Origin of the sequence: Flavobacterium kayseriense (genome assembly GCF_014305095.1) — a bacterium.
Taxonomy (GTDB): domain Bacteria; phylum Bacteroidota; class Bacteroidia; order Flavobacteriales; family Flavobacteriaceae; genus Flavobacterium; species Flavobacterium kayseriense.
This window is the reverse complement of record NZ_JACRUI010000004.1, coordinates 179,186-192,217: the sequence shown is the minus strand read 5'-3', so window position 1 is coordinate 192,217 and position 13,032 is coordinate 179,186. Positions and strand designations below refer to the sequence as shown.

The window sequence follows — 13,032 nt, the reverse complement described above, 5'->3', positions numbered from 1 at the left end:
TTCCTACTATTTATTTGATACATTTGCGAAAAAAAAAGCAATGAATTTAAAAGGGTATTGTAGTGTTTTAGCACTTGGGATTTCAATAGCAACATTTGGTCAAAATAGTAAGGGAGACATTGAGTTAGGTGTTAATTCAGGCATTAATTTTAGCTCAGTCGGAAATAATGAGGGTAACTCTGACGTAAGTACTGCGTTTAATTTGAGTGCCTCAGCAGATTATTTTTTCTCTAGTAGATGGAGTTTGAAAAGTAAATTAATTTATGACAAAAAGGGATGGGATAATGGTTTTGTAGAAAATTCGTCTTTCGATCCTTCTCTCCAAGATTCCTATAAAACAAATTTTAATTTAAATTATTTGACCATTCCTGTACTGGCAAGCTGGCACTTTGGTAGAAAAAGAAACTGGTATTTGCATTTTGGACCGTATGCAGGGGTTTTACTAAATGCAAAAGAAACTACTTTTGATACTAAATTAACAAAAGTCTTTAACACAATGGATTTTGGTGCTTCGTTAGGAGTTGGCGTAAAGATTCCGCTTTCAGAAAAATTGAAACTTTCATTAGAGTATGATGAGCAAGTAGGGTTTATAGATATTTTTAAAGAAAACTCAGGTTCCAGTATTACAAATAGTCGCACTAGTTTTAATATTGGTCTTAATTTTATGCTTAAGTAATAAAAGAGCCGCTAGGAAGTAATCAACTTTTTAGCGGCTATTTATTTAGATCAAAGGGGATTCCTCCGGGGTTCCTTCTATTGGTTTTTCAATTTTTTGCTCTCCTTTTTTAGAAGTTATCATCAAACCTAGCATCATCACAATAGCAGTTAGTAAAATAACTTGTATGATCAGTGACTTGTTTACAATATCGATTGTGCTTTCGGGTGCAATAGTTAAAAACAATAAAATGGTAATCAATCCTCTTGGCGCTACGAAAAGCAATGGTGATAGCGGTATTTTGGACATTTTTAGTTGAATAAAGCGAAGCACAAATAGCATCAAAACTATTATTCCTGCCCATCCTAGCGTGTCTGTATTAATTATTTCAGATGTTTTGATCAGGTATCCAAAAAGTAAAAAGAACAAAGCACGAACTAAAAAAGTAGCTTCAATAATAAGTTCTTTAAATTTAGAAACCTCTTTGTTTAACAAATCTAAACGGAAACTTTGTGTCCATTTGTATCCTTTTAACTCATCTAAATTACCAATAGACAATCCAAAAACAAGAATGAATATTAAAGCAGGTAGATGCCAAATTTTAGAAATTTCGTAGATTAATATAATTAGAAGAATGATCGGTACAAACTTGATATGATGGTCTATTTTATTAAGTAAAAAAGATAGTAAAATCGTAGCTACAAAGGAGATCACAATTATTATTAATAATTCAAGACAAAAATACCCGAAAGTTTCCAGTCCAAAGGTTGCGTTGAATGCTACAAAATTAAATAGAATCACACCAAAAATATCAGATAAACTACTTTCATAAATAATAAACTCTTTTTGATCTTTGCTTAAGTTTCGTACGCTAGGTATCGCTATTGCGCTACTAATCACGCAAAATGGAATTGCGTTTGTCAGACAGTCTTTGAAGGAATAACCGCCGTAATAATGCATCATATAAGCTAAGGCTATGGCTAGGACTACCAGTGGAAGAAAAGCCCCTAAAGAGGATTTTTTAATCAATCCTATTTTAGATTTATTTAGCTCTAGTTCAAGCGAGCCTTCTAGAACAATTAAAATCAGACCAATTGTACCAAGAATAGGTAGAGTAGAGCTTAGATCTGGGATTTCGATATCTAGTAATAGCGTTGCTTCTCTAACGAACCACCCTAAAACCAACAGTAAGATTACAGAAGGGATTTGTGTGCGAGCTGCTGTTAGATCAAATAAATATGCAACTAGTAATAAAAGGCAAAGTGCGATTATGATTGTCATAGACTTTTTTTATGTATGTTGTACCGCCACCAAGTAAATTATGGTAACGTAATTTTTAAATATAGCATTTTAGAGTGTGATATTACAAAAAAATACTGCATTGTAAGCATAAAAAAGGGCAAATTAATTATCGTTTATTCTTAATTTGTTGCTGTCAAACTATTTACTTCTGTTTATAAAAATCAAATGTGATAAAATAGTAAGTAGAGTATAGCCCTGCTTTTTAGCAAATCAGTTTTTCTGCTCGTGTATTTTAGGCGGATGAAACTGGTACTTATATCAATTAAATAGTCTACTAGGTATCAATCAGCAGCTATAAGCTAAACTTAATTCCTAATTATAGTGATGAAAAAAAAATTGGTGGTATTTAGAGGGGAGGTAACGCAAAAGTGATGAACAAACTTAGTACTATTAATGATTTGCTCTACGTAATATCAAAGCCTATAAGCTTATTTAATTTAAAATTTTCTTTAGTTCAGCTGTTGTGATTGGTTTTACTATGTAGCTGCTTATCGCATCATACTTTTTAGCTTTCTGGACATCAGCAGGATCTACAGAGCTTGTTATGATGTAAATTGTTATTGTTTTTTTATTAGGAATTTGAATAAATTCATCTAAAAATTGCCATCCATCCCAAACAGGCATATTTAAATCTAGTAAGATGATATCAGGCTGAGGTTCATTGGCAAGAATAATTGCTTTTAAACTTTCGTAGGCCTCTTTTCCATTTTCATACACAACTATGCTTTCGCAAAAGTTAGTCATTTCCATGATTTTTTTTGTTCCAAAAACAAAAATTGGATCATCATCAATTATGCAGGCAATATTAATTTTTTTCATAATTAAAATATATTTTAAATGTTGTTCCTACATTTACTTCACTTTCGACTTTAATTTTACCGTTCATTGATTCTATTTGATTTTTTGATATAAACAATCCAATCCCACGAGCATCCTTATTCGTGTGAAATGTTTTATACATACCAAATAGTTTATCTCCATTCTTCTTTAAATCGATGCCTATTCCGTTATCCTCGATGTGTAGCACAACATATTCTTGTTCGTATGTGGCGTATACTTTGATAAAACTTTCTCTATCATTAGTGCTATATTTTATACCATTTGTTACAAAATTTAACAAAATACTTTCTAAATAAGCAGGAATAGCCAGTATTTCTATCGATGAGTCAATTCCGTTTTCAATTTGCACTGCAGCTCCATTAGCTATAGCACTCACGTTTTTTATGGTTTTCTCCATATAAGAATGTAAATTTAGTCGATCTAAGTTTTCTGCTATAACGGTATTCATTAAAACAATCTCATTCAAGTGAGCTATTGTCTCTTTTAGATTAGTAGAGGCACTATTTAGTAATTCAATGTATTCATTGTTTTGCATTTCAGGGTATTCGTGTGCGTATAGATCGAGCATCATTCCTATATTCCCAGAATGCGAACGTAAATTATGTGACACGATATGTGCAAAGTTTTTTAATCGTTCGTTTTGGTCTTTCGTGACTTCAAGTAATGATTGAATATCTTTTTCGGTTTTTTTGATGTAACTAATATCTGCTGCTACTCCTAAATACCCTGTAATTTTATTATCCCTAACTACTGCGGTTACAGTTAATTGAACAGGAAATTGAGACCCATCACTTTTAACATAGGTCCATTCTCTAGTTTCAAATTGTCCTTTGCTTGCCCTGTAAATAAAAACATCAAACCCTTTAACTACGTCATTGTGCTCCTCTAAAATTTCTTTTGACCTTTCTTTAATTTCTTCTTCAAGATGAATCACAATTGGAGTGTGCTTATTTATCATTTCTTCTTTACCATATCCTAGCAAATTTTCAGCTCCTTTATTAAACGTTGTAATTAATCCGTGTTGATCGGTTTCGATCAGTGCAACGTGGGTACTTGCTTCAAATAATGCTTTTATCTTGGCATTATTCTCTTCTAATTGTTGTTCGGCTACTTTTTGAGCAGTAATGTCTATAATTTGAGAAATAAAGTATAAAATTTCATTTCCTTCGTCTCTAACTGCTGAAACTCCTAAAATGATGTATACCATTTTATTATCCTTAGAAAAGTACCTTTTTTTCATGTGATAATAAGTTCTTTTTCCTTGAATGATTTCTTTTAAGAGCTGCATGTCAAGTTCAAGATCATCGGGATGTGTTATCTCTTGAAATGTTTTTTGTACTAGTTCTTCCTTTGTGTATCCTAAAATTTCGCAAATTCTAGAATTTACTTTCAGCCATTTTCCGTTTTTATCAATGAAGGCCATTCCTACGGCAGCGTTCTCAAAATTTCCTCTAAAAGCGGCTTCACTAATTCTAAGCTGCTCTTCTGTCTTTTTTCTGGCTGTAATATTTGCGGTGTGTATCAAGATGCCGCCCACAGTTCCATTGTCATTGAACCACGGTTTTAATTCCCAAGAAATCCATTGTACAGAGCCATCTTTTCTAAAAAATTTTTCCTCTTCACGCTTAATTGGTATTCCTTTTAAACAATTTTGATGATGTTGTTTCCATTTATCGCTAGTTCTGGGAAATAGTTCATAATGAGATACTCCAACAATATTTTTAGTAGTTAATTTATAGTCTTCTTGCCATTTTTTAGAAGCGGCTAGGTATTTCATTTGGGTATCTAACATAGCAATAGCAGTAGGAGTCTGCTCAATAAAAAGCATGTTCCTTAAAACCGATTTTTTTTGCTCTGTTATATCCGTATGAATGCCAAACATCAGTAAAGGCTTATTGTCTGCCGTCCTACTAATTATTTTTCCTTTATCGAGAACCCAAATCCAATGGCCATCCTTATGCCTAATTCGGTACTCAGCTTCATAGTGATCTACCTTTTGATCAAAGCAATCTTTCATTTTTAAATTAGACACAATCACATCATCGGGGTGAATTAAATTCCTCCATTTCTCGGTAGTTACTGGCGCTATCTCATCAAGTGAATAACCTATAATATTAGCCCATATCTCATTATGCTGCGTTTCATCAGTTTGAATATTCCATTCCCATGTACCGGAATTAGTAGATATTATGATACTCTGTAACTTTTCTTTTTGTTGTTGTAAAGATAAATTAGCTTCCTTGACCTTCGTTATATCCTGAAAAGTTCCATACACTTTTGTACAGATACCCTTTGATGAAATGGCTTGACCTATCGCTCTAACCCATTTGAGATTTCCTTTGAAGGTTGTTATTTGTAATTCTAGGTCATACGATGTTCCTTCAGTCACACAGGAATTAAAGTGACGTATTATACTCTCTTTGGCTTTACCCTCAACAAAAAAATTAATTGCAGTTTCTAAATTTGTAGTGTAATCTGATGGAACTTCGTGAATTTCTCTTGTAATTCTACTCCAAAATATTTTTTGTTTTTTTAGGTTTACTTCCCAATACCCAATTAGTGCAGCTTCGTTTGATTTTTCAAGAAACTCTCCTTGTTTTTTCAATTTCTTCAAATACTTCTGAGGGTCAGGATTTAAATTTGATCCTCTGAAACAGCTTACATAGGCGATCGTTTCTCCAAGGCTATTTGTAATGGTTTTATGTTTGCATTTCATACTATGCTTTGATCCGTTTTTATGAATCAGTACCACAACTTTTTCCTTGGTATAGGCATATAGGTCGGTAGTCTCTACTATGTTTTCAAGATTAAAATATTCGTTGTAATCATAACCTAAACTTGTACATAGTTTTGAATTAATCCAGACGTTTTCAGGATTGATAATATCGGTGTATATTAGGCCATCTACGTCCCATTTCTGTATGAAATCAAAAAGGGAAGCGTCTTTATTAATGTGATCCAAAAGTTTTTGGCTCGATTTATTCATCGGATTCTAATTTTTAACTTTAAAATTTTTACTAAGGAAACTCTTGGTCGAATTTGAAAACTTGACTTCAAGTAAACTGTTACTTTGTAACTTTATTTATAGTAAATAAAAAAGTAAACAAGGTAGTAATAATTTTATATTTTTTTTAGAAAAAAGCTAAAAAAGTAAGAAATTTTACTTGGTTAAATTATTGGCTTTAGTTTGCGTTTACTTTAATGCCAAGTTTCTTTTGTATTACTATCGACCTAAAGTAAAATGCTCGAACTTAATTTTCGTATAATGACAAGCGGTTTTTAAGTGCTAGCATTTCTTTTTGTAAGTCATCAATCTTTTGTAATAGATTTAAAACAATATCTATTCCCTCCAAGTTAACCTCCAGATCTTGATGCAACCTCATTATTTTTTCGATTTCGTAGAGGGAATCTTTTTGTATATAGGCGACTTCTTGGATACTATGAATTTCTAGTAGTCCTGTAGCTACTAGACTATTAAAAAACTGATCATTTACTTGATATTTTACGCATAATACGTCAATGGGAATAAGGTTTTCTATCATCATGATGTTCTTAAATTAGAAAGTTGCTTAAATAAATCTTTTTCTTTTTCTGAGATGTTTTCTGGAATTTGAATTTGGTACGTGATGTAGAGGTCGCCAAACTCTTTTTCTTTTTTATAAATAGGGAACCCTTTTCCTTTTAATTTTATTTGGGCTCCATTTTGAGTACCTGCTGCAACCTTAAGTTTTACCTTACCATCAAAGGTGTCCACGGTAATATCACCTCCAAGTACAGCGGTGTAAAGATCTATTTCAGCGGATGTATAGAGATTATTTTTGTCTCTTTTGAAATTCGTATTGTTACTAATAGAAAAAGTTATGTAGAGATCTCCCTTTGGTCCGCCATTAGCTCCTTCAGCCCCATACCCTGCAATTTTAATTACTTGTCCATTTTCTATACCAGCTTCTATGGTTAGCCGTATGTTTTTCCCATTGATAGTTAAGGTTCGTTTATGGGTGCTGTAAACATCTTTTAGATCAAGATGAAGTTCGGCATTAAAATCTTGTCCTTTATAGCCCGAGTTTCTGCCTCTGTTTCCTTGTCCAGCAAACATAGATTCAAAAAAATCAGAATAATCACCACCTTCAAATCCTTGAAAACCTCCTTGCGATCTGTTGCCTTGGTTTTGGGTTTGCTGCTGTTTTGCTTTTTCGTATTCAGCTCCATGTTCCCAATTTTCTCCGTATTGATCGTATTTCTTTCTGTTTTCAGGGTTACTCAATACTTCATTGGCTTCGTTAAGTTCTTTAAACTTTAATTCGGCTTGCTTATCATTTGGGTTTAAGTCCGGATGGTATTTACGAGCCATTTTTCGATAAGCTTTTTTTATCTCTGTCTCGGTTGCTTTTTTGTCTATTTCAAGGACTTTGTAATAATCTATAAATGCCATAGTAAAGTCTTATTAATTACGGATTCAGTTTGTTTGTATTTAGAGAATAGTTTAGTAAGTAGTAATTTAATCTTATTCCCAAATTTACTCATTAAATCATAAAAAGTACTTTGTAAATTGTTTTATTTCAAGTGTATGAATTAATTTACGTTACGAAGTTATAGTTTGTATTATAGATTAGGTTTTAGATAGTTTGTTGAAGCTGCCTAATCTTTACTACTTGCTCAGTCTTTAGGGACTAAGTTGTCGCAGTGATGCATTATACAAATAAAGCCGGCAAAATAATTTTGACGGCTTTGCTTTTGGGGGTAATGAAATGTAAGTTGTTGTTGAATTACTTTTTAATTAAGTACTTAACATTATCAACTTTTCCATTTATAATAGTTTTTAAGAAATAGTTTCCTTTTTGTAAGTTGGATAAAATTAATTGTATGTTTGAATTTCCACTTTTAACATCATGAGTAGTTTGTTGAATTAATTGTCCGCTGAAATTGTAGATCGCTAAATCAACTTTTACATTAATCACACTATCAACTGTAACATTTACAGTATTCAAGAAAGGATTAGGGAATACAACTACATCAGTAAAGGTGGTTCTATTTTCAATTTGTGTTGAACAACTTCCTAATTTATCACCGTGGGCTAAATGACTAGCCACTGCATTTTCATCAATACAAATTGTTTTTCCATTGTGGCATACTTCTACTTTTGGATTTTTTGGATTATTTCCGCAGCTTACATCGATAACATTTACCTTTTTTTCAGTAGCCGATAAACAGCCATTAGCATCTTTTACAATTAAAGTGTAAATGGTTGTAGACGTTGGGCAAACCGATATGCTTTTAGTCGTTGCTCCGTTGCTCCATTGATAAGTGTATGGTAATACACCTCCGGTTATATTTCCTGCATCAAGTGTTGTGCATGAGTTTTTAGCATACCCGTAATATACAGTTGATTCAACTGATGAAGGAATTGAAATTAAGGAAGGTTCAGTAATTGTAAAATTAGCAGTCAATTTATTGTTTAATGCATCCAATACTACTACGTTATATATTCCTGCTTCTAAATTTGAAATAGCGTTAAAATTTGATTTTGTTCCATTACTCCAAGTATAGGTGTAAGGAGCGATACCTCCAGAAACAGTGACCTTGGCAGTACCGTCAGCTTCACCATTACAGCTAATATTAGTTGCGTTTGTAGCGTCTAATGAGAATGCTTTTAATTGCAATCTTGCAGATACAGGGAAGTGATCTGAAGCTGTTTTTGTGTAATCAGATGTAAAGAATTCATAATGTACTCTTGCTGATCCATCAATATACAAGTCCGCTAACTCATTAGAAACCATGATATGATCAATCATATTTTCGTAAGTAGCGTATGACCTAAATCCTTGTTCACTCAATGTTTTTGTTAGTACTTTGTATCTTGCACTGTCATTTACATAAGCTTCAAAAGTAGATACTGTTGTAGTTACAGATGATACCGTGAAGTCTACATCGTCATTATAATCTCCAAGCAGAATTAAGTTTGCTGTTGGATATTGAGCATCTAAAGTATCTTTTAAAACTTCGACATCAAATTTACGCATGTCATATTTGCCTTGTGCATCACCACTAGTGTTAGCTCTAGCGTGAAGGTCTATGATGTTAATTTGTTTTGTGTCTCCGCCAATGGTTACATCAGCTGTTAGCATAAACGGTAATCTTCCACTAGCAAAAAATCTTGATTTATCACTATCTGGATAATTAGTTAAAGCAGCAATACTACCTCCATTATAAAAAGGGTGTATTGTTTGTAGTAATACTTTAGTTTTTACCGGTTTTACTGTTTTGTTTTTGTAGATGAAACCAACCTTTTGTTTTGGACTAGTATTATCGCTTGGATAAGAAGTAGCCTCTGATAATACAAAGCTATAATCATTCATTTCACTTACCATTTGAGCGAATAATACATCATCAGAAACTTCTTCAACAGCATAGATATCTGCATCTAGTTGTTGTAAAACATTCTTAACAGCTTCTTTTTGTATCGCATCTGAATTTGGTTTGCCTGCAGCGGGCGAATTTTTTTCATCACCAAACCAAGCTATATTCCAAGTCGCTATATCTAAAGTTTTATCTTTTGCAATAGCTAAATCATTTCCTATTTGTTGGTATTTATTTGCACAAGGAAAATCGGCTCTCATTCTAGGTAATAATTGCTGAGTAGCAAAGTAATTTGCTACAACTCCTACGATTTCAGAACAATTAGCAGGCTGTGCAAACCCTACAAGATCACTCACGTCAGCATCTAAACGCAATTGTGCTGCTCCACTTAAATCTGTAATATTAATACTTGAATTACCAAAAATTATAGCACCAGGCTTAGGAAAAGCAGTATTTACGATTCGAACTAATTCAGCCGGGTGATTTGCCATCTCACTTAAAGTAATCGTTTTAGGTTCAATAAGTGCAGTAGCTGGACCATTATTAGTAACTGCGCTTACAGGACTAATTTGAACTTGTTCAGTGTATGTGCTTTTTGTTCCAGTAATGGTCAAAGAATCACCTATTTTAAAAAGTCCTGATCCGTGAACTGTTTTATCAAAAACAGCTATTGCTCCGGTACCATCTTGGATATAAGCAGAACCTGCAAATTGATCTGAAACGGTCAAAGTACCAGTAACGGTTACAATTTCGCCATCTACTTTTGTTCTCGCTTCGGCTATTGGAAGCACAACAATGATCTCGCTAGCATTACCAAAAAACTGACCTTTATTTACCGCATTATAAGTAGCAGTAGCTGATTGCCAAGTAAAATCGGCATATGTAAATCCAGCACCAATTAGTTGAAGTGAGGTTCCAACAGCGGCGTTACTTTCCTCTGTTATTCCAATATCGGTACTTGTCATGCCATTTGCAGGACCGTTAGTCGCAGTAAAACTGCCTTCGTAACTTATAAACTGAATCACTTTACCGTTAGGGTCAACCAAAGCAAGTCCGTCAGGAGCACCATTTTGTAAATTTAAAATAGGAACAAAAACAGTTCCGTATCCATTTAATTGATCAGCTATAATTCCTGATAAATTTCCTACGGGAGTGTAGCTTGCTCCTCCGCTTCCATTATAAGGAACAAGGCTCCAGCCTGTTAAGTCAATTCCGGCATAACCAGCAACTTCAACACCTTCTCCTATATCCGTTCCAGCATTGTCATAGTGTATTTCGTTGATGAATACTAGATCTCCAAATTTTTGTCCTTTGTTAGTTGACCCAGAAGTGCTTGCTGCTGTTTCCCACGTAAAATCACTGTATTTTGTTCCTCTACCAGTTAATTGAAGAGAGTTACCAACTGTTGCTGTACTAGTTTCCTCGATACCAATATCAGTACTAGTCATACCAATAGCAGGACCATTGGTTGCCGTGAAACTTCCCTCATAACTCAAAAACTGTACTACCTTATTTTCAGCATCAACTAAAGCTAGTCCATCGGGTGCTCCATTTTGTAGTCCTGGAATGGGTACATGTACTGTTCCATATCCATTTAATTGATTAGGTATGATTCCAGAGAACGTTCCTATAGGTGTATAACTCGCGCCATTTGCTCCATTGTACGGAATGATTTTCCACCCTGTAACGTCAATCCCGGCTAAACCAGCAATTTCTACTCCTTCGTTTACATCTGATCCTGCGTTGTCATAATGAATTTCATTAATGAAAACAGAACCAGCAGTTATTGGGGTGGTATTAGTTAATGTTTTAACACTTACTACAGCACTTGCTTCAGATGCGTTGTCGTTAGCATCTAGAGCCACCACTGTAAAATTATAAGTAGTATTTGCAGTTAGATTACTTAATGTGAAAGAAGTAGTGGTAGAACTTGCCACTTGTACAGTTCCATTATAAATTTCATAAGAAGATGCTGCTGTTACTGCATCCCACGTTAAGGTGGCAGCTGTTTGAGTAATGTTACTTGCCGTCACATTTGCAGGTGCAGTAACAGGAGCGGTAATAAGTGTAAATGATTGCCCATTATTGATAGCTCCATACGTGCTTTTAGCACTTGCTTGCCACGTAAAATCGCTGTATTGCGTTCCGTTACCTTTTAATTGTAACGATAAGCCAGCAGCTTCTAATCCGTTTTGCGAAACTCCAATGTCCAAACTTGTCATTCCAATTGCAGGTCCATTAGTAGCTGTAAAACTACCTTCATAACTTAAAAATTGTACCGCTTTACCCGAAGCATCTACTAGAGCAATCCCGTCTGGAGATCCATTTTGTAAGCCACTAATTGTCACGAAAACGGTTCCAAAGCCATTTGATTGATTTGGTATTATACCTGATAATGTACCAATTGGTGTATAAGTAGCTCCAGATCCTACGGCACCATTATAGGGAATAATACTCCACCCAGTTAAATCTGTTCCAGCGGTTCCGGCAATTTCTACTCCTTCTCCTACGTCTGTTCCCGCGTTATCGTAATGAATTTCATTGATAAACACCACAGATGCTGATGGAGTTGGAGGTGGCGTGCCTACTAAAGTTTTAACTGCTATACTGTTGCTGTTATTAGAAATGTTTCCAGCCGCATCAAAAGCCTTAACTGAAAAAGTATAATTAGTATTAGCTGTCAAGCCTGTCAAAACATAATTGGCAGTAGATGATGATGCTATCTGTACTGTTCCGTTAAAAATACGGTAGCCCAATACACCTACATTATCTGTTGACTGTACCCATGTTAAAGTTGTTTCCGTAGCTGTAGTATTAGTTGCAAATAATGTTGCAGGAACAGAAGGGGCTTCGGTATCCATTATTACGCTACCATCAAATCTGTTTTGTGCTTGTGGCCCTCCCCAAATTGCAGTTGCAAATGCAGGGTTATCAATAAAGGGATTTCGATTTCCTTGAACGCCTTCTAAAATTGTATTTCTATTAATCTCGATTTGAGAAACCGGATCTTCAACATTCCATTGCAATAAAATATCCGGAATATCTGCATTAAAAGTATTTGTTCCCACGGTAACTACATTAGGAAGACATTGATTTCCATATCTCAGGTACATGTACATTACCATACGTGCAATGTCTCCTTTCCATTCATCCCCAGGATAAAAGTAAGTCCCATTTATTAATTTTGCGTTACCTGAACTAGCTCCAAAAGGATAGTTATTTCGTGTGGCATTTAAAGTAATATCTGAAGCTCTCAAGTGATGTGCATCACTTCCAGGTCCTTCGCTACCTAAATTGGGGTTGCCTAATGACCTTGCATAAACGTGTTCTCTATTCCAATTACCACTATTACCACCGTTAGCGTCCTTAGAACGAGTACGATCATTAAAAGTGTCGGTATCAGTGTCGTTGTAACCGTATATTAATAACACTTTAGTAGGATCAGTTGGATCTAGGTCAGTTTGTTTTAAAGCATCCCATACTCCTGGAGTATAACTCAAGTTAATTGTGTTGCTACTTATTAAGGTGGCAAGACTTGACTTTAAGGTGGTTCCATTTTGGCTAATGTTAGTTCCATTGTAGTAAGTTGGAACTTGAGCAAATGAAATAACACTTAAAAAAGAAAATACAGCTACTAGAATAAACTGCGTTTTTAAGTAAAATTGCTTCATAATTTTAAATTAATTTATTGGACTGTAAATGTATTCAATAATGTAATTTGTTAAGATTCTTTATATTAACAAATTGTTAAAATTATTAACAATTGATGCTATTTGTTAGATGATTATCTAATAATTTACAGTAATAACTGATTATTTAATAGCTATATAGAATGGCTAGTAGTGATTAATTCATTGCCTTTGAACATCAATAAAAAT

At 34.1% G+C, this 13,032-nt stretch carries 7 protein-coding genes; 1 reads left to right on the top strand and 6 read right to left on the bottom strand.

Annotation, left to right across the window (positions count from 1 at the left end):
• The first annotated feature begins 40 nt into the window (after positions 1–40).
• Complete coding sequence (locus H8R22_RS12130; RefSeq protein WP_187010655.1) at positions 41–676, top strand: porin family protein; 636 nt, start codon at positions 41–43, stop codon at positions 674–676.
• A 45-nt stretch (positions 677–721) separates the two neighbouring features.
• Here H8R22_RS12130 and H8R22_RS12125 read toward each other — a convergent pair whose 3' ends face one another.
• The 6 genes from H8R22_RS12125 to H8R22_RS12100 all read right to left on the bottom strand — a co-directional run bounded on the left by H8R22_RS12125 (position 722) and on the right by H8R22_RS12100 (position 12,825).
• Positions 722–1,936: a cation:proton antiporter gene (locus tag H8R22_RS12125; protein WP_187010654.1), complete on the bottom strand. Its 1,215-nt coding sequence runs from the start codon at positions 1,934–1,936 to the stop codon at positions 722–724.
• A 453-nt stretch (positions 1,937–2,389) separates the two neighbouring features.
• Complete coding sequence (locus tag H8R22_RS12120; protein WP_187010653.1) at positions 2,390–2,776, bottom strand: response regulator; 387 nt, start codon at positions 2,774–2,776, stop codon at positions 2,390–2,392.
• Complete coding sequence (locus H8R22_RS12115) at positions 2,763–5,783, bottom strand: PAS domain S-box protein (protein WP_187010652.1); 3,021 nt, start codon at positions 5,781–5,783, stop codon at positions 2,763–2,765. The genes H8R22_RS12120 and H8R22_RS12115 overlap by 14 nt, the downstream gene beginning before the upstream one ends.
• A gap of 265 nt (positions 5,784–6,048) precedes the next feature.
• Positions 6,049–6,342, bottom strand: a complete 294-nt coding sequence (locus tag H8R22_RS12110) for a chaperone modulator CbpM (protein WP_187010651.1) — start codon at positions 6,340–6,342, stop codon at positions 6,049–6,051.
• A complete protein-coding gene (locus H8R22_RS12105; protein ID WP_187010650.1) occupies positions 6,339–7,229 on the bottom strand; it encodes a DnaJ C-terminal domain-containing protein in 891 nt (296 codons plus the stop codon). The genes H8R22_RS12110 and H8R22_RS12105 overlap by 4 nt, the downstream gene beginning before the upstream one ends.
• 334 nt (positions 7,230–7,563) lie before the next feature.
• Positions 7,564–12,825, bottom strand: coding sequence for an endonuclease (locus H8R22_RS12100; protein ID WP_187010649.1), 5,262 nt, complete (start codon positions 12,823–12,825; stop codon positions 7,564–7,566).
• Between the last annotated feature and the right edge of the window lie 207 nt (positions 12,826–13,032).